This window comes from Sulfuricaulis sp. (genome assembly GCF_024653915.1).
Lineage (GTDB): Bacteria > Pseudomonadota > Gammaproteobacteria > Acidiferrobacterales > Sulfurifustaceae > Sulfuricaulis.
The window spans coordinates 14,294-37,280 of the sequence record NZ_JANLGY010000005.1 but is presented as its reverse complement, the minus strand read 5'-3'; the positions used below and the strand labels follow the sequence as shown (position 1 = coordinate 37,280).

The following is a 22,987-nucleotide window of genomic DNA, read 5'->3' as shown; positions in this document are numbered from 1 at the left end:
TTCAGCTTTGCAGCCGCGATATATCCGCGACGTTCAGAAACAGGTTGCTCAGGCGATTGAGCAATGCCAGACGATTATTACGCAAGGCCTCGTCGTCCGCCATCACCATGACCTTGTCGAAAAATTCATCCACCGCCGGGCGCAGCCCGGCCAGGCGCTTGAGCGCCTCGGCATAATTGCCGGCCTTGAACAGCGGCGCCACCTGCGCTTCCAGCGTTTGCACCGCCTCGGAAAGATTGCGTTCCGCCGGCTCGGTCAAACGCGTTGCATCCACCTTGTCGGCGGGCACCCCGCCCGCCTGACGCAGGATATTGCGAATGCGTTTATTCGCGGCGGCGAGCGCCTGCGCCTCCGGCAGGGCGCGGAATTCCTTGAGCGCCTTCAGGCGTGGCAGCACCTGATCCAGACGCGCCGGATTGAGCGACACCACCGCGTCGATCTCATCCGGCTCGAAACCCTTTTCCTTGAGATAGGGCTTGAGTCGCTCAAGCATGAACCCGTGGAGATCCTGCACCACGCTATCGGCAATCACGCCGTTGGGAAACTGGCTGCGCGCGCTGGTGAGCAGGTCCTTCACATCGAGCGCCAGGGATTTCTCCACCAAGATGCGCACCACGCCCAGCGCCGCGCGCCGCAGACCGAAAGGGTCTTTCTCGCCGGTCGGCACCAGACCGATGCCGTAGATGCCAACCAGGGTGTCGAGCTTTTCCGCCAACGCCACGCAGATCGCGATTGGCTGCTTCGGCAACTCGCCGCCCGCCGTACGCGGCCAATAATGTTGCTCGACGGCATCCGCCACCACCGTGGGCGCATGATCGTATTTGGCGTAATAACGCCCCATGATGCCCTGCAATTCCGGGAACTCACCCACCATGTCGGTGAGCAGGTCGGCCTTGCTCAACTGCGCGGCGCGCTCGGCGTGCGCCCGGTCGGCCTTGAGCAGTTGCGCGATCTTGCCGGCGAGTTTTTCCATGCGCTGCACGCGCTCAAGCTGGCTCCCCAGCTTGTTGTGGTAAACGACATTGGCCAGCCTCGGCAGACGGTCGGCCAGCGGCTGTTTGCGGTCTTGATCGTAGAAAAACCGGGCATCCGCCAAGCGCGCGCGCAGCACGCGCTCGTTTCCGTGGATGATCTCCTTGGGGCTGGCGGCCTTCATGTTGCTCACGAACAGAAAACGCGGCAACAGCTTGCCTTCCTTGTCAGCAAGCGGAAAATATTTCTGGTGCTGTTGCATGCTGATGATGAGGCATTCCTTCGGAACCTCGAGAAACGCCTCGTCGAAGCTGCCCGCCAGCACGACGGGATGCTCGACAAGGCTGGCCACCTCGTCCACGAGGTCACCCGTCTTGCCCAAATCCCAGCTGGTGCCCGTGCCTATCTTTTTCGCGGCAGCGTCCAGCCCTTTGGTAATGACTTCACGGCGTGCGTCAAAAGAAGCGATGACTTTGCCCGACTGTTTCAGGATTTTTTCGTAGTCGTTGGCCCGCCTGATCGTGATCAGGCCTTTGCTGAGAAAGCGGTGGCCGCGGGTTTTATTGCCACTCTTGAGCCCGAGCACCGTGCCCGGCACGACCTTGTTTCCGTGCAGCAGGATGACGCCGTGCACCGGGCGCACGAACTGCGCCTCGCCACTGCCCCAGCGCATGAGCTTGGGGATGGGTAGTCTCTTGAGCGCGGCTTCGACAATCGTTGCCAGATGCAGCTTGAGGGTTTCACCCTTTTGTTTCGAGGAATAAACAAAATACTCGCCCTTGTCGCCGGTGCGTTTTTCCAGTTTCGCCTGCTCTACGCCACAGGATTTGGCGAATCCGATCAGTGCCGGTGTCGGCCGGCCCGTGGCATCGAGCGCGCTCGCCACGGCCGGTCCTTTTCTCTCTACTTTGCGGTCCGCCTGCTTCTCCAGCACATGGGAAATAACAACCGCCAGGCGACGCGGCGTAGCGAAAGGTTTCGCCACGGCACTGGTCTCGAGGAAATTCTTCTCCTTGAGGCCGTCAAAAAGATTCCGGCTGAATGCCTCCATGAGGCGTGCCAACGCCTTGGGCGGCAGTTCTTCGGTCAGCAACTCGACCAGCAGCGGCGCCGTCATTGCTTCACCTTTTTCAGCTTGAGCAGGGGAAAACCCAAACGCTCGCGCGCGTCGTGATAGTTCTGCGCCACCAGGCGCGCGAGGGTGCGCACACGTCCGATATAGGCGGCACGCTCGGTGGTCGAGATGGCGCCGCGCGCGTCGAGCAGATTGAAGGCGTGCGAGCACTTCATCACCATCTCAAAGCCGGGTAGCGGCAGATTCGATTCCATCAGGCGCTTGGCTTCGGATTCGTAATCGTTGAACTGCTGCAACAACCAATTCACGTTCGAATGTTCGAAATTGTATTTCGACTGCTCGACCTCGTTCTGGTGGTACACGTCGCCGTAACTCGTGCCTTGGGTCCACACCAAGTCAAAGACGTTCTCGACCCCTTGCAGGTACATGGCAAGGCGCTCCAGACCATAGGTGATTTCACCGAGCACCGGCTTGCAGGGCAGGCTGCCGACTTCCTGGAAATAGGTGAATTGCGTGACCTCCATGCCATCGAGCCACACCTCCCAGCCCAGTCCCCAGGCGCCCAGCGTGGGTGATTCCCAGTCATCCTCGACGAAGCGGATATCGTGCTTTTTCGTGTCGATGCCGATGGCACGCAGCGAATCGAGATAGAGGTCCTGGATGTTGTCCGGAGAGGGCTTGAGGACTACTTGAAACTGATAGTAATGCTGCAAACGGTTCGGGTTCTGGCCGTAGCGGCCGTCCTTGGGGCGGCGCGAGGGCTGCACATAGGCCGCCTTCCACGGCTCCGGCCCGAGCGCGCGCAGGAAGGTGGCGGTATGAAAAGTGCCCGCACCCATCTCCACGTCGTAGGGTTGCAGGATCACGCACCCCTGACGGGCCCAGTAGCGGGACAGCGTGAAGATCAGTTCCTGGAAGGTCAAGAATGTCGCCCTACTTCGTTCGTCTGGCCATGATAGGTGTTTTTATGCGGGACGTCCGGCTTGTTTGGCCGGCGATTATACCCTGCCCCGCTCACGGGTACACCGCGCGCTTCAGATGGGATTAGACCGGATCGAGCGGTCTTCCACCGGCGGATAGGCGCTCCTGCGCTCCGTGGGTGACGGTTCCTTATCGCTTGGCACCGGCGGCACATCTGGCGACAGTTCACTTCCGTTATCCGGTAGCAGTTCATTTTCATTTTCCGGCGGTGGCAGGAACAGATCGAAGGGACGCTCGCGCACTGCCTCGGCGGCATCGCCCGGATAACGCTCGAGCAGGACCAGAAGTTTTTTCGAACGGCGATCGAAATAACGCGTGCGGGTGGCGGGATTACTCTTTACCGGGCTGGGCAGCGTGGCCACCAGCTCCGCCGCTTGTGCTGGCGAGAGCGAGTCTGGATTGATGCCCCAGTAGACTTGCGACGCCGCCTGCACGCCGTAAATACCTTGCCCGAACTGTGCCACGTTCAGATAGATATCGAGGATGCGGCGCTTGCTGAGCTGCCGCTCCATGCCCCAGGTGAGTATCAATTCGTGCCACTTGCGCAACGGATTGCGCGAGGGAGTGAGGAACAGGTTCTTCACCGTCTGCTGCGAGATGGTGCTGGCGCCGAAAACAAAGCGGCCTTCCTTGAGGTTGTGATCCATCGCCTCCTTGAAGGCGATGAGATCGAAACCGCTGTGCTCGTAGAAGCGGCTGTCCTCAGCCAGGATCACGGCGCGCAGCAAATGCCGGGGGAAGACGGAAAACGCCACCGGCTGCCAGCGCAGCCGCGGCCAGTTCTTGTTCTGCGCCAGCTGGTTTTCATATTCGCGCATGAAGGCCGATTTCGGTATCGGCCCGTTGGCGATCTTGTTCCAGTCGGGCCAGGTCAGCCCGAGGTAAACAAGATCGAGAATCAGGAACAGCAGACAAAGACGGAGGGTCCAACGCAACACGCGCGCGGAGCGCCGTACATAAGCCTTGAAGCCGCGCTTGGCGCGATGCCGTTTCCAGAACATAACTATGTCGTCAGATTCATTCGTGACCGAGATCAGGTTATTTTAGCACTGTGGCAGTCCCGTTCCGGACCATGACAGGCGCCGCTTGTCAGCCCAAGCGGGCCGGGATGTCAATCCATCTCAGAATAGACAGGGTCGAAGGATTTGGTTACTGTGCCGCGCGTGCTTCAGGTCCCGCCTGGATCACCACGGAGGAGAGATCCGGTCCCATGCAGGCCGGTATAACAAAAATGGGCCCGCATGGGCCCGTTTTTTATTCGCCTCATCACACTCCACGCGCCTGCATCGCTTTAACTGAAAGCCCCGTGCCGCAACACGTGCCGGAATTCTTTGTTTGGGCTAGTATGTGCTCCCCCAGAATTTGTTGACGGTGCTCTCCATGTTATCCCCGCCACCGCTTCCGGCATCTCCGATCGTCAGCCCGCGCGCGGCACCGGCGGCCAGCGTGCCCCGTAAAGCCGTGGCGCTGATCTCGGGCGGGCTCGATTCCATGCTCGCGGCCAAGGTCATGCTGGAACAGGGCATCCACGTCGAAGGCATCAACTTCTACACCGGCTTTTGCGTGGAGGGGCACACGCACGCGATCCGCAATCACGAGCATGCCAAGCCGAAGCGCAACAACGCCCTGTGGACGGCGGAACAGCTCGGCATCAAGCTGCACATAATAGACGTCATCGAGGAGTACAAGGACGTCGTGATCAATCCGAAACACGGCTACGGCGCCAACCTCAACCCCTGCCTCGACTGCAAGGGCTTCATGGTGCGCAAGGCGCGCGAGTGGATGGAAAAAAATAATTTCGATTTCATCATTACCGGCGAAGTCATCGGCCAGCGCCCGATGTCGCAACGCAAGGACACGATGCCGGTGGTAGCGCGTGAGTCCGGCGCCTTCGACCGGCTGTTGCGACCGCTGTGCGCCAAGCTGTTACCCGAGACCCTGCCCGAGCGCGAGGGTTGGGTGGACCGCGGCAAATTGCTCGATTTCAACGGCCGCGGCCGCAAACCGCAAATAGCCCTGGCGGCGCAATATGGCTTCAAGGAATTTGCCCAGCCGGCCGGGGGTTGCTGCTTCCTCACCAACGAGCAGTACTCGCACAAGCTCGCCGACCTGTGGGCCACGCGCGGAACCAAACAATACGAGTTCGACGACATTATGCTGCTCAAGGTAGGACGGCACCTGCGTCCGCGCCCAAATTTCAAATTGATCGTCGGACGTGACGAAGGCGAAAATAATTTTCTCAGTGGTTACCGCAAACGCTTCACCCACCTCTATGCCACGAGCCATGAGGGCCCCCTCGCCCTGATCGACGGAAATGCCAATGAAGAAGACATCGAATTGGCGGCGCGACTGACAGCCCGTTTCGGCAAGGGCCGCGAGGCCGAAGCGGTGACGCTGACCGTGACCGATACCGCGGGCATCAGCCGTGAGATCAGCGTCGCACCGCTGCCGGCCAACGAAATCCCCACCGAGTGGTACTTATAAAAATTTATATGATTATCTACCGCAGAGATCACAGAGCTCACAGAGAGAAATCATGAAAATCAAATGGGAAATCTCTGCGATCTTTGCGTCCTCTGCGGTGAAAACTCATATTTCAAGAGTTTTTTTAGAAGAAGATTTATAGACATGAGCCATTTCGTGCTGGATGCACGTAATCTGATGTGCCCCATGCCGGTGATTCGCACCCAAAACCGGATTGCAGAATTGTCTCCGGGCGACACGCTAGAAGTGCAGGCCACTGACCCCGGAGCGCTGCATGACATCCCCGCCTGGTGCCGGGTACACGGCCACGAGGTGGTAGAAACCCGGCATGAAGCCCGGGACATCTTCATCAAGGTACGCGTCTGCGCATGAGCCACACCGAAGAACACAGCCATTTCGACAGCTCCAGCCCGGAGCGCTACCGCGCCAGCCTGCGCGTCGCCATCGTCAACATCACCGCCAATTTTCTGCTCAGCACGGCCCAGGTCATTATCGGCCTGCTCGGGCATTCGCAGGCGCTGGTGGCGGATGGCATGCACACCCTGTCCGACATGCTGGCAGACATGCTGGTCATTTTCGCGCTCAAGCACGGACGCAAGGGCGCTGACGCCGATCATCCGTACGGTCATGAACGCATTGAAACCGCGGTGACCCTGATACTCGGAATCGTGCTGATCGGCGTCGCCATCGGGATCGGCGTGCGCGCGGGCATGAAGCTGGTGGCGGTCGAGGAGCTGCTGAAACCGAGCATGTTGACCCTGTGGACCGCCATCGGCACCCTTGTCGCCAAGGAGGCGATGTACCGCTACACCATCGTTACCGCCAACCGCTTCGGCTCGAACATGTTGCGCGCCAGTGCCTGGCACCACCGGTCGGACGCGCTGTCTTCACTCATCGTGGCCATCGGCATTAGCGGCAGTCTGATCGGTTTTGCCTATTTCGACGCGCTCGCCGCCATCGTGGTCGCCATCATGATCATCAAGGTCGGCGTGCAACTCAGCTGGCAGTCATTGCGCGAATTGGTGGACACGGGCCTGGGCACGAAAGACCTCGACTCGATCCGCAAGACCATCCTTTCCGTCAGCGGCGTCAAGGCGCTGCACCTGCTGCGCACCCGGCGCGTGGGCGGTCAGGCCCTGGCCGACGTGCACATCATCGTGGACGATCATTTGAGCGTGTCCGAGGGGCACCAGATCAGCGAGGCCGTACGCGCCAAGCTCATCAATGAAATTACACCGATGACGGATGTCATGGTGCATATCGATACCGAGGAGGACGTAGAAGCCCCCAGCTGTGAAGGCTTGCCGTTGCGCGACGAAGTGCTGAAGCGGCTCGACGGTTACTTCCATGCCATCCCCGAAGCGCGCCAGATTGAGCACATTACCCTGCACTATCTGGACGGACACATTGATATCGAGCTGCTGCTGCCGCTCTCGGCCGTCGCTGATACGGCGGCGGCACAAAAACTAGCACGGCGGTTTGCCGAGGCCATTCAAGGCGATGAAAAAATCGGTTCTGTGGATGTGCTATTTCATTAATGAAATATGCACCATTATGGTGCATATTCAGTTTTCTATGCACTATCTTAGTGCAAATATGCTGTAATCCGAAGTTAGAGTCAGTTTAACTATTTGATTTCATGTGATTTTATTAATGGCACAAATAGTGCAAAAATACTAATTCAATTTTACCGCTGTGCACGTTGCACACTTACATTAATTTCCCAGGAGGATTCCGATGTCCGGCGCCGATGTAATCAAAATGATCAAAGACAAGAAGATCAAGTTCGTCGACTTTCGTTTTACCGACACCAAAGGCAAGGAACAGCATGTCTCGGTGCCGGCCAGCACCGTGGACGCCGAGCTCTTTGAGCACGGCAAGATGTTCGATGGCTCCTCGATCTCCGGTTGGAAGGGCATCCAGGAATCCGACATGATTCTGATGCCGGAAGCCGCCACCGCGGTCATGGACCCGTTCATGGAGGAGCCGACTCTCCTCCTGCGTTGCGACGTGGTCGAGCCCAGCACCATGCAAGGTTATGAACGCTGCCCGCGTTCGCTCGCCAAACGCGCCGAGGCCTATCTGAAGAGTACCGGCATCGCCGACACCGCCTTCTTTGGCCCCGAAGCCGAATTCTTCATTTTCGACGACGTCCGTTGGGGCGCTGATATCAGCGGCTCGTTCGTCAAGATCGATTCCGAAGAAGCCTCCTGGAACACCGAGAAGGTATACGAAGGCGGCAACCTCGGCCATCGTCCGACCGTCAAGGGCGGTTACTTTCCAGTACCGCCGGTGGACTCGCAGCAGGATATTCGCTCGGCCATGTGTCTCGCCATGGAAGAGATGGGACTCAAGATTGAAACCCATCACCACGAAGTGGCGACCGCCGGCCAGAACGAGATCGGCATGCTGTTTGGCACCCTGGTGAAAAAGGCCGACGAGCTGCAAATCTACAAATACTGCGTGCATAACGTAGCGCACAGCTACGGCAAGACCTCCACCTTCATGCCCAAGCCCCTCGTCGGTGATAACGGCTCCGGTATGCACGTGCACCAGTCACTTGCCAAAGACGGCAAGAACCTGTTCAGCGGCAACGAGTACGGTGGGCTGTCGCAGACAGCGTTGTACTACATCGGCGGCATTATCAAGCATGCGCGCGCGCTCAATGCCATTACCAATTCGCTAACCAACTCCTATAAGCGCCTGGTGCCGGGTTTTGAAGCGCCGGTGATGCTGGCGTATTCGGCGCGCAACCGTTCAGCCTCGATTCGCATCCCGTATGTGCCGAACCCGAAAGGCCGGCGCATCGAGGTACGTTTCCCGGATGCCGGCAGCAACCCCTACCTCGCGTTTACCGCCATGATGATGGCGGGTCTGGATGGCATCATGAATAAAACCCATCCCGGCGAAGCCATGGACAAGGACCTGTACGACTTGCCGGCGGAAGAGGCCAAGAAGATCCCGACCGTGTGCCATGCGCTCGATCAGGCGCTCGAAGCGCTCGACAAGGATCGCGCCTTCCTCAAGGCCGGCGGCGTGTTCACCGACGATGTCATCGACTCCTACATCAGTCTCAAGATGCAGGAAGTCACGCGCATGCGCATGACCACGCATCCGATCGAGTTCGACATGTACTACAGCGTCTAGGGGCGCATGTCTTTACCGTAACCTCAATCGCCCCCGCTCAGGGGGCGATTGTTTTTGGGAGCCGGTATGGATATATCCCCATGCACCAAAATGGTGCATGATAGATTCTGAATCCAAGAATTTTATAAGTCATTTATTCTTAAGGATTTTTAGAGTTGTGAAACAAGTTGCCTCAGCCCAGATAGCTCCTGACAGGTGGCCCATGCGCACTGGATCTCTCCCGCAGATTCTCGAAAACCTGACGACAGCCGTGCTGACCTTCGACGCTCATCTGCGTCTGTCCAGCATCAATCCTGCAGGCGAAATGTTGTTCGAGATCAGCGCCAAGAAAGCCATCGGTCAGTCGCTGACCGATCTGCTGCCGCATGCGCGAATGGCGGCCAAGACGCTCCTGCAAACGCTTGAGAGCCAGCACCCCTTCACCGCCCGTGGCGTCGTGCTGAAACTGCCGGGCGCCCGAACCATCACCGTGGATTGCACGGTAACGCCGCTGACCGACGCCGGGACAGAAGGGGCGTTGCTGGTGGAACTCACGCAGGTGGACCGGTTACTGCGTCTGGCACGCGATGAAAATACGCTGGAGCGTCAGGCGGCCAACCGCGCGGTGATGCGCGGGCTGGCACACGAAATCAAAAACCCGCTCGGGGGTTTGCGCGGCGCGGCGCAACTGCTGGAACGCGAGCTGCCGGACAAATCGCTTCGGGAATACACCCGCATCATTATCCACGAGGCCGATCGCCTGCGTAATCTCGTGGACCGCATGATGGGCCCACATCAGCCGCTGAAAAAGCGGCCAGTCAATATCCACGAAATCCTGGAGCATGTGCGCAAGCTGATGCTGGTGGAGGTGCCGGTCGGGCTCACACTTGAGCGCGATTATGATCCGAGCCTGCCGGAATTCGACGGCGAGCCCGAACAGCTCATTCAGGCAATCCTCAACATCGTGCGCAATTCGTCCGAGGCGATTCAACACCAGGGAATAATCCGCCTGCGGACAAACATCGAGCGCAGCTTTACCATCGGACAAAAGCGCCACCGCCTGGTGCTGCGCGCCGACATCGAGGACAACGGACCCGGCATCCCCGAGGAAATCCGGGAGCATATTTTCTATCCGATGGTCACGGCCAAGCCCGGCGGTACCGGTCTGGGCCTGTCCATCGCGCAGGACATCATCGCCAAACACGGCGGGCTAATTGAGTGCCAGAGTCGTCCGGGACACACCGTGTTCAGCATTTACCTGCCACTGGAGAACGGGCATGGCTAGACCGGATATTGTCTGGGTCATTGACGACGACCGCTCCATTCGCTGGGTGCTGGAAAAGGCCCTGACCCAGGCGGACATCACCGTGAAGACTTTCGAATCCGCCAATGACATTGCCGACTTGCTCGATCGTCAGCGGCCGGATGTGGTGATTTCGGATATCCGCATGCCCGGTATCAGTGGGCTTGAATTGCTCAAGACCATTCACGCCAAGGCGCCAGAGATTCCGGTGATCATCATTACCGCCCACACCGACCTGGAAAGCGCCGTCGCCTCCTATCGCGGCGGCGCATTTGAGTATCTGCCGAAGCCCTTCGACGTGGACGAGGCGGTGCGCCTGACACGGCGCGCCATCGAACACCGGCGGCGGCAAAAGGTGGAAGCACCGGGCAACGACCAGGCACCGGAAATCATCGGCTCGGCCGCCTCAATGCAGGAAGTGTTCCGCGCCATCGGGCGCCTGTCGGGGTCACACCTGAGCGTGCTCATCAACGGCGAATCCGGTACCGGCAAGGAGCTGGTGGCCAGCGCTCTGCACAATCACAGCCCGCGTGCCGACAAGCCCTTCATCGCCATCAACATCGCCGCGATCCCGGGCGAGCTGCTCGAATCCGAACTGTTCGGCCACGAAAAGGGCTCCTTTACCGGCGCCACGCATCAGCGCATGGGGCGTTTCGAGCAGGCCAATGGGGGCACGTTATTCCTTGATGAAATCGGCGACATGCCGCCAGCGCTGCAAACACGCCTGTTACGCGTGCTGCAGGACGGCAAATTCTATCGCGTCGGTGGGCACGAGCAGGTGGAAACCAATGTGCGCATTATCGCCGCCACCAACCAGAACCTGGAAAGTCGCGTGAAGGACGGGCAATTCCGCGAAGACCTGTTCCATCGCCTGAACGTGATTCGCATTCATCTGCCACCGCTGCGCGAACGGCGCGAGGACATCCCGGCGCTGGCCAGTTATTTTATGAAGAAATCTGCCATCGAACTCGGCGTGGAAACCAAACATCTGGCCCCGCCGGCAGAGGAATATCTCAGTCGTCTCCCCTGGCCGGGCAACGTGCGGCAACTGGAAAACACCTGCCGCTGGCTGACCGTCATGGCCCCCGGACAGACGGTGCGCGTCGAGGATCTGCCGCCGGAGCTGCTGGCAGCCGACGCCGGGAAAATTAACAGCGCGGACTGGGAAGGTCAGCTAAAGAACACCGTCGAACAAAGTCTGGCACGCGGTGAGGATGAGATCTTCAAAGGGATTAACGACAGCTTCGAGCGTATCCTGATCGAAGCCGCGCTCAAGCACGCCGGCGGCCGCAAGCAGGACGCGGCCCGCAAACTCGGCTGGGGGCGCAACACCCTCACGCGCAAGCTTAAGGACCTCGACCTGACTTAGAGAGTCCCACCAAAAAAAAAACAAAAACCCTAAACCACGGGGAACACGGGGGAAAATAAATAGATTAATCCTGATTCTTTGGACTTTCTAGCCATCCCCGTGCTCCCCGTGGTTCCAAGTTTTATTATTATTTATCAATGTCAGGCGATGGCGCGCATCGACGGCGGTGACATCTGGCCGCGGTCGCGGATTTCCTGAATCAGGCCCGACTGGCAATCACGGCGCTTGAGGTCTTCCGCGCTGGTGCGCCGCAACACCTCTTCCTTGAGCCAGAGATTCTCCGCATTGAAAAGCAGGATCTCCTGTTGGCTGAAGTCCCTCTTCGCGCCCCGGGGAACGTACAGGGTCTGGTATCCAAGGGCATGCAACACATCGCCCGCCACCGACTCGAAGATGCGGATGTCCGATTCGCTGGCCTCACTGAGGAACTTGCGGGTGTTATTGGCCATGATCGGCTTGGCCACGTTACCCCACAATTGGCTTGATTCGGCCGCACGCTTGGCCTCGTCAGATTTGTAGAACTCCAGCATCGACGGGCTGAAGCGCACGCCCAGAAACTTGCACAACAAACGCATGGTGAGCTCCGGCGCGCTCGTCAGCGACTCGTAACTGATGCTGATGAAACGGCTGGGCCCGATGCGTTCGCGCATTTCGAGCGCCAGCTGCTGGGCCGCGGCCCATTCCCTGGCGATGTGGTAGAAGTGCTTCTCGCCCACCACGGCCTTGCGGAACGAACAGGCCACGTCACGTCCGTCACGATAAAGATATATGTAGCGCGGGCTGCGGAAGTGTTCCTCGATCTGCGGCAGGTACTGGATGTTGGCGAGGCTTTTGCAGCACCAGCTGCGCGCCTCCCAGGCCTCAGCCATCACGTCGTAGACCGCCTCGCACACCGCCATGAGCGTGTGTCGGCGGCAGCGCAACTGGATGTCGAGCCGCTTGAGCGTCACGCCTTCCCACGGTACCGGATTGAGCTCGACCAGACGACAGACGTCATCCACCAGCTGCGCGAAGTTCTCGCGCCTGTCGAGATCGCCGTAGTTCTGTGCCAGCGGCATCATGCGTTGCAGGATATGCGGCGGGTGCGGTGCGGCGATGCGGGGCAGCTCGTTCAGCATCAGGCGCAAAAGATTCGATCCTGAGCGCTGGGTTCCGATCATAAAGATATTCATGGCAATCACTCCTGTAACCACACTTCCTGTTTAAAGACATCGCACCCGCGATGCGCCACATCTCAATACAGCCACCATCCCGCGAGACCGGCGGCCGGGATAACCCACACCGCCTCCACGCGAAAACGAATCAGCGCGTATAACGCGATCGCAAAAATGGCGATCGAATACCATACCGGCGCCGCGGTCCGCCCCACTACCACGGCAGCGGCGAAGATCATGCCGATCACCGCCGGGCGCACGCCACGCAAGGCCGCCTGAATGGCGCTGGAACGCTGCAGACGGTCAAAAACGCCGGAGGCCGCGACCATCAGCAGCGCCGGGGGGGCGAAGATGGCCACGGTGGCGACCACCGCTCCAGCCAGCCCCGCGACCTTGAGCCCGATGAACGCCGCGCTCACGAGTATCGGGCCGGGGGTGATCTGTCCCAGCGCGATGCCGTCAATGAATTCCTGCGTTGTCACCCATTGCTGCTTGGTCACGACAATTTCCTGGATCAGCGGGATGAACACGTAGCCGCCGCCGAAGAGCATCAAGCTCATGCCGGCGAACACACTGAACAGCTTCATCAGGATGGCGGGGTCGACGCTCCACCACGGAATCTGAACCATCGGCATGGAGCTCAGCAGCAGGGCATTGGCGTTGAATTGTGTTCCACCGGACGTATTTCGTTTCTTGTCTGGTTGTGAGGGCGATTCCCGGTCGGTCCGGAACAGCAGCCAGCCAATGATGCCGCCGCCAATAATGATTCCCAGTGTGCTGTAGAAACCGCCAATGCCGAGCAGCGCCACGAAGGCGACAATGGCGATCGCCTCTTCACGCAGACCGATTAATGATTTCCGGCTCATGTTCCACGCCGCGGCCACAATCACCGCCGCCACCGCCGGAATGAAGCCCATGAATAGTTTGCTTACCACCGGGATTTGGCCCCAGCGGAAATAGGCGGCCGACAACACCACCACCAGCACGAAGGCCGGCAGGATCGCGGCCGTCGCGGCCACCAGTGCACCGGCACGTCCGCGCAGTCGGTAACCCACGTAAGTGCAAACATTGACCGCGACCGGTCCGGGAAGCATCGAGGCCAGCGAGATGCCGTCGAGCATGGTCTGGTGCGAGAGCAGTTTTTTGCGTTCCACCACCACGTTCTCGACCACCGAGATCATGGCCATGAAGCCGCCGAAGCTGGTGCAGGCGATGCGGAAAAAAAGCCAGAAAATGGAGGACAGGGAAAGTTCCGGGGAAACAGAATCAGAATGACGATGCGTAGCTTTCATTACCTTCCCTGTTGCCAACCAACCCGAAAACCCTGCACGCGGAACCCGAATATATTTAATTATCCCTCGGGATTTGACGCACGGTATTCCTGATACGACAAGGATTAATTAAAGCGGCGTTCTGACCGGTTGCATGACCGCTGGCGAAATTAAAACGGCCGCTTGTCGGTCTGGAGGATATGCCAAAAATGGTCACTGGATTTGGAGCAAACCCGCGCTAGGCTCTCCTTCCTATATAGATCGCATTCACTGTCGTGAATTGTCACGCAGTTGAAAAGCATCAGCGGTTGGGGAAGCGGGTGCAACAAGGAGAGTTGTGATGAACATCAAGTCCACCGTGGTAGTTTCACTGGTTGTGTTTTCCCTCGCCTTTGCGCCGTCACTGGCGGCGGATTCGTCCGGCGAGAAAATGGCGCCGATGCAAGCCATCGCCGCCGCCATCAAGAAAGTCGTCTTCACCCAATCGGCGCCCGCGCCAGCCAAACAGACCCTGCCGGAACGTATTATCGAAGAACAGGATGCCCTGATCTTCACCGCTCCGCCGCGCGAATCGGCGGAAGCCAGCACGGAAATGTATCAGCCGGTGGCCGCTTACCTCAGCCAGGCCATCGGCAAGAAGGTCCGCTACAAGAATCCGGGAACGTGGGGCGTGTACCGCACGGAGATGCTCAAGGGTGGCTACGACATCATCTTTGATGGACCGCATTTCAACAGCTACCGCATGGAAAAGCAGAGCCACAACATTCTGGTGAAAATTCCCGAGCGTCATGAATTCACCGTCATCGTCAGAAAAGACAAGACATCGTTCCAGAACGTTCAGCAGCTGGCGGGCCGTACCTTCTGCACCCACGCGCCACCGAATCTCGGGACGCTGGTACTGCTCAGCCAGTTTGACAACCCCTCACGCCAGCCGGTGATCATCAATACCAAGGGCTGGGAGCAAATATACGAGGGTGTCGTCAGCGGCAAGTGCGTGGGCGGCGTGCTGCCGGCGCTCAACCTGAAGAAATACGACAAGACCGGCTTGACCCGCGTCGTCTTCAAGACCCAGGCCATGCCGAACCAGGCATTCTCCGCCGGACCGCGTGTGTCACTGGAAGACCAAACGCGGATAGCGCAGGCGCTGGCCTCGCCGGACGCCGCCGTTCCGACGGAAAAACTTCGCACCGCCTACAAAGTCGGTGAAAGCTTTGCCCTCGCCAACAATCAGGAATATCAAGGTCTGGCGGAATTTCTTCGCAACGAATGGGGTTACTACTGAGGCGCGCCGCGCACTGCCGGTAAACCCGTTCAGGATTTAACTACTCGTTTAACAAGGAGGTCTCGTGTCCGGATTCAGCAAAAAAATTATAAACACCACCAGCGCGGTTTCGCTGGGCGCGTTGTTGTTTGCCGCGGGCGTCAGTGCCGCGGAGCAGGCCCCCGGTGCGCGCAAGACCTCCTTCGCGCCACCGGAATCCACTACCAGTCGCCCGTCACTCGAGGGCGTCGCACGCGGCCTGCCGGCCGGCGCCGACAATGTGCTGGTGTTCAGCGCCCCGCCGCGCGAAACCGAGGAAGACGCGCTGCGCACCTATCAGCCGATCGCCGAGTATCTCTCGCGCATAACCAACAAGACGATTGTCTATCGCTATCCGAAAGACTGGCTCACCTACCAAACCGAGATGCAGCGCGGCAGTTACGACCTGGTGTTTGACGGACCGCACTTCAACAGCTGGCGCATTTCGCATCTGCGCCACAGCGCGCTGGTGAAAGTGGCGGGCGAGCACGCCTTCGTCGTCGTGGTACGCAAGGACGAAAAACGCATCACGGAACTCAAGCAGCTCGCCGGGCAGAAGGTGTGCGGCATGGACCCGCCCAACCTGGGCACACTCAGCGTTCTTGAGCAGTTCGACAATCCGGCGCGCCAACCGCTGATCATCAACAGCATTGGCTGGAACAAGGCGTATGAGGCGGTGGCATTCGAGAAAAAATGCACGGCCGCCATCGTGCCCATGGCGAGCCTGAAGAAATTTTCCAACCACGAAAACGTCGTGCGTGTCGTGTACACGACCAAGACACTGCCGAACCAGGCGTTCTCGGCTGGTCCGCGCATCACCACCCAGGATCAGGCGCTGATCGCCGCGGCGTTGATGTCCCAAGAGGGTTCGCCGGCGGTTTCCCGACTGGTCTCGGCCTACGGCGGCGAAAAGGGATTGGCGTATGCCAGCAAGGAAGAGTTCGCCGGGCTCGATGCGTATCTGAAAGACAGCTGGGGTTACTCGCGCTAGCGCCCAGTGCCCGAGGCGAACGCTCCTTCGGCAATGGGCGCAGTAGCCGCAATGAGCGAAGTTTCTTTGGGCGCTCTGCCACCGTCTCCGAAAGAGCTGCGCCACGGGATCCGGCGGCTGGCACGGCGCGATCATTGATCACGCCGGATTGATCAATCGCCCGAAGTCTTGCCCTGCATGCGCTGGGCTTGCGCCTTGACCTCCAGAGGGTCGTCCACGCCGCGGAAGGTCACTTCAATCCCGCTGCCCCCGGCACTGGAAAACTCCACATCGCCCACGCTCACGATCCGCTGGAACAGCGTCTGGTTCACGTTGATATTGCGCAGGTCCCGGATGCGAATGGATTTCACCTTGCGCGCGATCAGCCCCTCGCGGCTTTCGATGGTCTCGCCATTGATGGAGTAGGCCCAGGAATAGCGCCGGTAAACCACGACGGCGATCAGATAGACGAACACCGCCACGATCACCACGTAAACCACCCGCAGGTTCTCGGGCGAGAAATACTGATGGCCCTTGAGATAGGCCAGAACGAACACAACCGGCATCAGGAACATGACGCCGATCTGCCACCACTGGTTCAGCCACGCCGGACGCGCGATATAGTTCATGGTTTCCTTCTCCCGGGATTTCCCCTGGGGTTGTTGATTATCACGGGAAGCGAGGTATTTGTAGTCTTTCATCGCTTTTTCATTTAGTCGAGCCGCCTACGGTGGCGTATTTACTTGCGGTTCCCCGCACCGCGGGCGGGTTAATTTCTCATGTCTGGCGAACGACCAAGCTCAGCCGCGGGCGCGCCGAAGGCGTGTCCCGTCGGCTGCAGCGCCGGGTTAGGCAGCAGGTTCACTCTTCTTGGCTCCGCGAATGTTGAGAGCGAAGAGTCCCGCCTGAAGAACGATGAGTGCATAGGCATGAGCATGCCATCCCCAAATAGCCCACAGCACGTTGCTTGCTATAAACCACCAAAAGCCGGAATTGCGCTTCGGCTTCGATGAGGATCCGACGAGCCATGCAGCGATGAGCGTCGCGAGCATGGCCGGCCATTGGAGTAAATCAAGCAGCTCAGTTCCCGACATGATCATCTTCTTCTCCGCTGCCTAACGTAATTTAGACGTCACTTTCTGACGTATAACCTGGCCCCGTGACGTCTAACTTGACGGAGATGGGTTGCATTAAGTCCTTGCCGTCAGACGCTTAGGTCATAACTCGGTATGGCGATGCAGTATTAACCGATCCGACAAACCCTGCAAGGCTAGTTGAGTGAACCACTAACGCAGGCGAAGCCCACTCGACAAAAAATAATATTCCCCCTCTCCCTCGTTCCCGCCGGGGTGCAAGAAAACCACTTGCACCCGTTCGGCGGCGTGAACACACGTTAAGTGTGTTCACGACAACTCCGCCTCACCCCCCCCCGCAAGGGGAGAGAGGGGATAAAAAAGAGTCACAGCGCTCGGCGCGTCAATTTCGGTAAATCCCCTTCCAGCCCACTAGCCCTTCTCATAATTAAATTCTTGATCGGCGTCGCGGCATTGGTGAGATCCAACCCCCAATTCCGCAACTGGCTGACGACCGGCAGCTCATTGCCAAAAAGATATTTGAACCCGCCCGTGATGGAAACCATCGCGAGGTTATCGCCCTTGCGCCAGCGCTCGTAGCGCCGCAGCACTTCATGCGCGCCGATGTCCTTCTGCTTCGCGGCGGCATCGAGCAGGACTTCAGCCAGCGTGGCGGCATCCAGGAAACCCAGGTTCACGCCCTGCCCAGCGAGCGGATGCACCGTGTGCGCGGCATCGCCGACCAGGGCCAAGTGCGGCGCGGTGTAGGCCTTGGCATGGGACAGCGCCAAGGGGAAAGCGGCGCGTGGGCTGATCTTCTGAATCAACCCCAGGGAATCGCCGAAAGATTTCTGCAATTCCGCAATAAAAGCCACATCATCGAGCGCAGTCAGATGATCAGCCCGCGCCGTGTCGGCCGACCAGACAATGGAACAGGTGTGCGCTTCGCCAAGCGGCAGGAAGGCCAGCGGCCCGGTGGCAAGAAAGCGCTGGCGCGCCGTGGCTTCGTGCGGTTTTTCGGTCGTGACCGTGGCGACGATGCCTTTCTGGTGCAGATTAAGCGATTGGGTTTCGATAGCGGCTGCGTGCCGTACCACCGAATCGGCACCGTCGGCGCCCACCAGCAGTTTCGCATTCAGGCTGCGGCCGTCCTTGAGCGTGACAACGGCGCCGTTATCCGCGAGCGTGATGTCGGCGATCTCGACCGGGCAAAGGTAATGGACGTTGGTGAACTGGTGCAGGCGTTCGATCAGGGCCGACTGGATTACATTGTTCTCGATGATCCAGGACAGCGCCGCTTCGCCGATCTCGGCAGCATTGAAGTGAATCGAACCGCTGCCTTCACCGCTCCACACTTGCATCTCCCGCACCGGCGCGGCGCGCCGCCGTTCCATGCCTTCCCAAACGCCGAGGTTCTCGAACAGGGCGCGCGAAGCCCATGTGATAGCGCTGACGCGCAGGTCGTATTCCTTGTCCGTTGACGGTGGCGCGGGCGTGCGGTCGAGCAGCGCTACCTTGAGTGATGAATTTCCCAAGGCGCAGGCGAGCGCCGCGCCGACCATGCCGCCACCAACGATCACGATGTCGTATGAAGATTTCATATTAACTACGGAACCATAGATGAAAACGGATAAGTGATTTCATGAAAAAAATCTACCTACCATGATACTCACCATGATCATCAACGAGAACGCGATCCACGGTACATACTTCGCAATTATTTCTAAGGCTATGGTCTGACGTTCCTCAAAGTTCATTTATATACCTCCTACTTTAAAGACAAAATCATAAAACCATGGTGTTCCAATCTGCGTTTATCTGCGTGCATCTGCGGTTTCAATAATCTTACAGGGGGAGGCCGCGCGCGAGGCGCGGGAGCCGGCCGGCCAGGCCGCTGGTGACGCGCACAAAACGGCGCTTGACGCCCGGCAACAGATCCACGGCGATCAGCCCGGCGTTGCGCACGAACGTGAGCGGGAAGGCATTGTTGGAAAAAATCCGGATGAGTCCGTTGGTGAAGCCTGCCGTCACGCGGTTGTCGCGCACGCGCCAGTCAGCATAGCGCCGCAGCGCCGTAAGGCCGCCGATATCCTCGCCACGGCGCAAGGTGTCCGTGAGAATTTCCGCCATGACCGCCACGTCGCGCAGGCCAAGATTGAAACCCTGGCCGGCCACCGGGTGCACCGTGTGGGCGGCGTTGCCGATGAGCGCGAGACGTTCGCGCACCTGCTCTTTGACGCGCGTGAGCATGAGCGGATAGGCCGTGCGCTTGCCGAGGCGCGTGAAAACCCCGAGCCGGTCGCCGAAACGGTCCTGCAACTGAGCGAGAAATTCAGTATCGCTCCAGCCGGTAATGGCCGGCACTTCTTCGGCATTGGCGCTCCATACCACGGCACAGCGATTATCCGTCAACGGCAGCAAGGCCAGCGGGCCGGTGTCGGTGAAACGCTCATAAGCCGTATTGCCGTGAGGTTCACCGGCCGTGACCGTGCTCACAATGGCACTCTGGCAATACTCGGTGCGTTCGGCCTCGATGCCCAGAGCCGCGCGCACCGCAGAATGCGCGCCGTCCGCGGCGATGACCAGACGCGCTCTGAGCGTTTTTTCCCTCCCCCTCGACGGGGGAGGGTTAGGGTGGGGGTGTAATGAAGCATGTGCTCTATTCTTCCCACCCCCATCCTGTCCTTCCCCCGTCAAGGGGGAAGGAACCCCTTCAATGACGACAGTGGCTAACTCACCTTCAATACTTATCTCGCGCATTTCCGCCGGGCACAGCCACTCGATGTTTTTCGACGCCTGCATGGCCTTCAGCAGGACAGCCCCGAGCGCACGGTTGGCCACGACATAACCCAGCGCCGGCATTCCGGACTCGACAGCCGACAGGCGCGTCACGCCGAAATGGCCACGGTCGGAGATGTGAATGCGGTCGATGGGCGTGGCCTCCGGCGCGATGTCACGCCAGCAGCCGATGCTGTCGAATATCTGCTTCGAGCCATAGGCCAGCGCCAGCGTGCGATCGTCATAACTGGGTTGGCTGGAAGCGGCGAGCGGGACCGCCTCGATCACGCCAATGCGCAGCGGGCTCTCGCGCAAGGCCACGGCAAGGCTGGCGCCAACCAGCCCTCCGCCGATGATGAGGATGTCGAAATCTGTTTTCATAATAATCTTGTGAACCGCCAAGACGCCAAGGACGCCAAGAAAATCAAAAGAGAGCTTGGAAGATCGGGCTTCTTAATAAAACATTTATAAATACTGTTTTACTTGGCGCTCTTGGCGTCTTGGCGGTAAAAATTCTTACCGCTTCATCAGCGCTTCGATCTCATCAACGTTCTTGGGCGCGTCGCGTGACAACACCTCGTTGCCCTCGCGCGTGACCAGCACGTCGTCTTCGATGCGAATACCGATGTTGCGGAAACCGGCCGGGATGTCCTTGGCCTCGGCGATGTAGAGGCCGGGCTCGACGGTGAGCACCATGCCGGGTTCGAGCAGGCGCCAGGTGTCGTCCAGTTTGTAGTCGCCGACGTCGTGCACGTCCATGCCAAGCCAGTGGCCGGTACGGTGCATGTAGAAGCGCTTGTAGTCGCCGCTTTCGATATGACCGTCCACGGTGCCATTGAGCAGTCCGAGATCCTTGAGCCCCTGCGTCAGCACGCGCACCGCGTTCTCGTGCGGATCGTTCCAGTGCTTGCCGGGCCTGACCTGTTCGATCGCCGCTTTTTGCGCCGCCAGTACCAGCTCGTACACCGCGCGCTGCTCGCCGCTGTAGCGGCCGCTGACCGGAAAGGTACGTGTGACGTCGGCGGCGTAACCGTCGATCTCGGCGCCGGCGTCGATCAGCAACAAGTCGCCGGATTTCAGCTCGGCGTTGTTCTCGGTGTAATGCAGGATGCAGCCATTGGCGCCGCCACCGACAATCGACGGGTAGGCCGGTGAAGGACTGCCGCCTTTGCGGAACTCGTGCAGCAGTTCGGCCTCGATTTCATACTCCATCATGCCGGGCCGGCAGGCCTGCATGGCGCGCCGGTGCGCCTGCGCCGATATCTTGGCGGCGCGCTTCATCAGGCGGATTTCCTCCGGCCCCTTGAACAGGCGCATCTCGTGCAGGATGTGATCGAGGGCGACGAACTCACCCGGGGCGTGCACCCCGTTGCGTGTCTTGCCGCGCACCTCGTTGACCCAGTTCATCAGGTGCGCATCGAAATCCGGATAGCGTCCCATGCTGTAAAAAACCTTGTCTCGGTTCTCGAGCAGGCCCGGCAGGATGTCGTCAATATCGTCGATGGGAAAGGCGTCGTCAGCACCGTAAATTTCGTGGGCGCCTTCCAGTCCCGCGCGCCGGCCCTCCCAGATTTCCTTCTCCGGATTGCGCTCACGGCAGAACAATATGAACTCACCATGAGGGCGTCCCGGCACCAGCACCAGCACCGAGTCGGGTTCGGGAAAGTGGGTAAGGTAATAAAAATCGCTGTCGGCACGATATGGATAATGCACGTCGCGATTGCGCACGCGCACCGGCGCCGTCGGCAGAATGGCCACGCCGCCGCCCATGTGGCTCATCAGCGTTTCGCGGCGTTTCTGGAAAACTTTCATGTCCATAAGCAGCATTATGCCAAAAGCACACCGATTTGGGCGTAAATCCGGGAATCAGCGACTTTTACCAGGTGGTCGTGTTTGTTGGCCGGGCAACCCATCGGTCACAACCCTCGCCGGTCATGTTTTTGCCGCATGTACGCTGGCGTACAGAGCGCAGATGCCGTCTATGGGAAGATGTTACTTTGGCAGTGCCTTTATATGTAGCTGTTCTGTGTCGCATCGGCAAAACAACCCAGCCCCTTCAGGAGCCCTGACAATGAAAATCCTTAAACGCTTTACCAACCCCCTACGCTATGCCATGGCCGCCAGCATGCTCGCCATCAGTTTGCCTATGCCCGCCGCCAACGCCGCCATGGTCGGCACGGAGGCTGCGATCAACACCGCGCCGGCACAGCAGGAAACCGAACGCATTCGGGAAGCCCTCAATCGCGAAGAGGTGAAGGCAAAACTGTTATCGCTCGGCGTCGATCCGGCGCAGATACAGGCGCGCGTGGACGCGCTCACTGAAGTGGAGGCACAAGCGCTTGCCAAACATGCCGATGAAATGCCTGCCGCGGGCGCCGACACCGTTACCTGGCTGCTGATAATCTTGCTGATAGTACTTATTATTTAAGAAATCTCTGAAATATGAGTTTTCACCGCAGAGATCGCGGAAATTTTCCAATCAATTTTCATATTTTTTCTCTGCGAGCTCTGCGTGCTCTGTGGTAAATATTCAATAGATCAGGCTTTTCTTTTGTTATACTCCTCGCCCGAACACCGCCGTCACGGGCTGGATATCCGACGGCCGGCAAGCCCCAAGGGATTAGCCAGGTTGCCGCCCTATCCACATCCAGCCGGAAAGAATTTATGCTAACCGCCTCTCACCCACGCCTCAGGAGACCCAACTAATGGAAAAACTTCGTCGCCTCACCCAACCCGTGAGCCATCTGGTCGTCCTCGGCATGCTGGTGCTCAGCCTGCACCTGCCCGCCGCGAACGCCGGCATGGTTGGCACCGAAGCGGTGGTCAACGCCGCCCAAGCGCAACAGAGCCGCGAGCGCCTTGTCAGCTCGCTGAACCGCGATGACGTGAAGACCCAGCTCATGGCCCGGGGCGTCGATCCGGCACAGGTGCAAGCGCGCCTCGACAGCCTGACGGATGAGGAAGTCCAGACCCTGGCCGCCAAGATGGATCAACTGCCGGCCGGTGGCGACGGTCTCGGACTGCTCGTATTTCTTTTCATCGTGCTGCTGATCACCGACATCCTCGGTTTCACCAATATCTTCCCGTTTGTTAAACATCCGAAGCGCTAAGCGGTATCACGGCGTTTACCT

At 59.2% G+C, this 22,987-nt stretch carries 20 protein-coding genes; 10 read left to right on the top strand and 10 right to left on the bottom strand.

All coding sequences use genetic code 11. The annotated features are described in order from the left end of the window. Position 1 precedes the first annotated feature (1 nt). The 3 genes from glyS to mtgA all read right to left on the bottom strand — a co-directional run bounded on the left by glyS (position 2) and on the right by mtgA (position 4,029). Positions 2-2,089 carry a glycine--tRNA ligase subunit beta gene (gene glyS / locus NUV55_RS02505; RefSeq protein ID WP_296670098.1) on the bottom strand — a complete coding sequence of 696 codons (2,088 nt, stop codon included), beginning with the start codon at positions 2,087-2,089 and terminating at the stop codon, positions 2-4. Then, entirely contained in the window at positions 2,086-2,970 is an 885-nt protein-coding gene (glyQ, locus tag NUV55_RS02500; protein WP_296670097.1) for a glycine--tRNA ligase subunit alpha, read from the bottom strand. The genes glyS and glyQ overlap by 4 nt, the downstream gene beginning before the upstream one ends. Positions 2,971-3,081: 111 nt before the next feature. Further along, positions 3,082-4,029, bottom strand: a complete 948-nt coding sequence (gene mtgA / locus NUV55_RS02495; RefSeq protein WP_296670095.1) for a monofunctional biosynthetic peptidoglycan transglycosylase — start codon at positions 4,027-4,029, stop codon at positions 3,082-3,084. Positions 4,030-4,474: 445 nt separating this feature from the next. On the opposite strand from mtgA, the gene NUV55_RS02490 reads away from it, so the two are divergent. The 6 genes from NUV55_RS02490 (at position 4,475) to ntrC (ending at position 11,310) form a co-directional block, all read left to right on the top strand. After that, the gene (locus tag NUV55_RS02490; RefSeq protein WP_296670093.1) at positions 4,475-5,512 is read left to right on the top strand and encodes a hypothetical protein; all 1,038 of its coding nucleotides are present in this window, start codon (positions 4,475-4,477) and stop codon (positions 5,510-5,512) included. A gap of 144 nt (positions 5,513-5,656) precedes the next feature. Further along, positions 5,657-5,884 carry a sulfurtransferase TusA family protein gene (locus tag NUV55_RS02485; protein ID WP_296670091.1) on the top strand — a complete coding sequence of 76 codons (228 nt, stop codon included), beginning with the start codon at positions 5,657-5,659 and terminating at the stop codon, positions 5,882-5,884. Then, positions 5,881-7,050, top strand: coding sequence for a cation diffusion facilitator family transporter (locus NUV55_RS02480; RefSeq protein ID WP_296670088.1), 1,170 nt, complete (start codon positions 5,881-5,883; stop codon positions 7,048-7,050). The genes NUV55_RS02485 and NUV55_RS02480 overlap by 4 nt, the downstream gene beginning before the upstream one ends. Before the next feature lie 199 nt (positions 7,051-7,249). Then, positions 7,250-8,659: a glutamate--ammonia ligase gene (glnA, locus tag NUV55_RS02475; protein WP_296670087.1), complete on the top strand. Its 1,410-nt coding sequence runs from the start codon at positions 7,250-7,252 to the stop codon at positions 8,657-8,659. Between the two features lie 202 nt (positions 8,660-8,861). Beyond that, positions 8,862-9,923, top strand: coding sequence for a nitrogen regulation protein NR(II) (gene glnL, locus NUV55_RS02470; RefSeq protein ID WP_296670085.1), 1,062 nt, complete (start codon positions 8,862-8,864; stop codon positions 9,921-9,923). After that, a complete protein-coding gene (gene ntrC / locus NUV55_RS02465) occupies positions 9,916-11,310 on the top strand; it encodes a nitrogen regulation protein NR(I) (RefSeq protein WP_296670083.1) in 1,395 nt (464 codons plus the stop codon). The genes glnL and ntrC overlap by 8 nt, the downstream gene beginning before the upstream one ends. A 140-nt stretch (positions 11,311-11,450) precedes the next feature. Here the strand turns inward: ntrC and NUV55_RS02460 are convergent, their stop codons facing one another. Continuing rightward, a complete protein-coding gene (locus NUV55_RS02460) occupies positions 11,451-12,482 on the bottom strand; it encodes a sulfotransferase (RefSeq protein ID WP_296670081.1) in 1,032 nt (343 codons plus the stop codon). 62 nt (positions 12,483-12,544) lie between these two features. Then, positions 12,545-13,756: a chromate efflux transporter gene (gene chrA, locus NUV55_RS02455; protein ID WP_296670079.1), complete on the bottom strand. Its 1,212-nt coding sequence runs from the start codon at positions 13,754-13,756 to the stop codon at positions 12,545-12,547. A gap of 319 nt (positions 13,757-14,075) precedes the next feature. Between chrA and NUV55_RS02450 the strand changes: the two genes are divergently transcribed. Both NUV55_RS02450 and NUV55_RS02445 read left to right on the top strand, forming a co-directional pair. Then, entirely contained in the window at positions 14,076-15,017 is a 942-nt protein-coding gene (locus NUV55_RS02450; RefSeq protein WP_296670078.1) for a PhnD/SsuA/transferrin family substrate-binding protein, read from the top strand. Between the two features lie 64 nt (positions 15,018-15,081). After that, the gene (locus tag NUV55_RS02445; protein WP_296670076.1) at positions 15,082-16,026 is read left to right on the top strand and encodes a PhnD/SsuA/transferrin family substrate-binding protein; all 945 of its coding nucleotides are present in this window, start codon (positions 15,082-15,084) and stop codon (positions 16,024-16,026) included. Positions 16,027-16,178: 152 nt separating this feature from the next. Here the strand turns inward: NUV55_RS02445 and NUV55_RS02440 are convergent, their stop codons facing one another. The 5 genes from NUV55_RS02440 to pepP all read right to left on the bottom strand — a co-directional run bounded on the left by NUV55_RS02440 (position 16,179) and on the right by pepP (position 21,674). Next, on the bottom strand, positions 16,179-16,634 hold the full coding sequence (locus tag NUV55_RS02440) for a PH domain-containing protein (RefSeq protein ID WP_296670074.1): 456 nt from the start codon (positions 16,632-16,634) through the stop codon (positions 16,179-16,181). Positions 16,635-16,853: 219 nt separating this feature from the next. Next, positions 16,854-17,105, bottom strand: a complete 252-nt coding sequence (locus NUV55_RS02435; protein ID WP_367280324.1) for a hypothetical protein — start codon at positions 17,103-17,105, stop codon at positions 16,854-16,856. Between the two features lie 359 nt (positions 17,106-17,464). Next, positions 17,465-18,679: a UbiH/UbiF/VisC/COQ6 family ubiquinone biosynthesis hydroxylase gene (locus NUV55_RS02430; protein ID WP_296670070.1), complete on the bottom strand. Its 1,215-nt coding sequence runs from the start codon at positions 18,677-18,679 to the stop codon at positions 17,465-17,467. A 244-nt stretch (positions 18,680-18,923) separates the two neighbouring features. Next, on the bottom strand, positions 18,924-20,237 hold the full coding sequence (gene ubiH, locus NUV55_RS02425; protein ID WP_296670068.1) for a 2-octaprenyl-6-methoxyphenyl hydroxylase: 1,314 nt from the start codon (positions 20,235-20,237) through the stop codon (positions 18,924-18,926). Between the two features lie 135 nt (positions 20,238-20,372). Then, on the bottom strand, positions 20,373-21,674 hold the full coding sequence (gene pepP, locus NUV55_RS02420; protein ID WP_367280323.1) for a Xaa-Pro aminopeptidase: 1,302 nt from the start codon (positions 21,672-21,674) through the stop codon (positions 20,373-20,375). 253 nt (positions 21,675-21,927) lie between these two features. Between pepP and NUV55_RS02415 the strand changes: the two genes are divergently transcribed. Together NUV55_RS02415 and NUV55_RS02410 are read left to right on the top strand one after the other, a co-directional pair. Next, positions 21,928-22,284, top strand: coding sequence for a PA2779 family protein (locus tag NUV55_RS02415; protein ID WP_296670064.1), 357 nt, complete (start codon positions 21,928-21,930; stop codon positions 22,282-22,284). 277 nt (positions 22,285-22,561) lie between these two features. Next, positions 22,562-22,966, top strand: coding sequence for a PA2779 family protein (locus NUV55_RS02410; RefSeq protein ID WP_296670062.1), 405 nt, complete (start codon positions 22,562-22,564; stop codon positions 22,964-22,966). Positions 22,967-22,987: the final 21 nt, after the last annotated feature.